Source organism: Pseudomonas fluorescens, assembly GCF_041354075.1.
Lineage (GTDB): Bacteria > Pseudomonadota > Gammaproteobacteria > Pseudomonadales > Pseudomonadaceae > Aquipseudomonas > Aquipseudomonas fluorescens_CE.
Genome location: NZ_JARZGC010000056.1, coordinates 1 through 415 on the forward strand (window position 1 = coordinate 1; position 415 = coordinate 415).

At 63.4% G+C, this 415-nt stretch carries 1 pseudogene; it reads right to left on the bottom strand.

The features are described from left to right. Positions 1 to 415, bottom strand: a pseudogene (locus QIW53_RS27235) (nitric-oxide reductase large subunit); the annotation flags it as partial.

Here is a 415-nt window from a genome sequence, read left to right on the forward strand (position 1 = left end):
AAGATGAACGCCAGCGCGGTGGTGGCGAACACTTCGAAGAAGCCTTCGACCCACAGATGCACGACCCACCAGCGCCAGTACTCCATGACCGACAGGTTGGTGCGCTCGCCGTAGAACAGGCCCGCGCCATAGAACAGGCCGATGGCAATCACCGAACAGGCCAATAGCGCCAGCAGGTTCTTGTCGCCGGGCTGGCGCAGGGCCGGCACCATCGCGCGCAGCATCAGCACCAGCCAGAACACGATGCCGGCGAACTTGGCGATCTGCCACAGCCGGCCGAGGTCGACGTACTCGTAGCCTTGGTGACCGAGCCAGAAACTCCACTCAGCGGGCATCAATTGCGCGATGGCGAGGAAGTTGCCGGTGTAGGAACCCACGACCACCAGCACCAGGGCCCAGAACAACAGGTCCACGC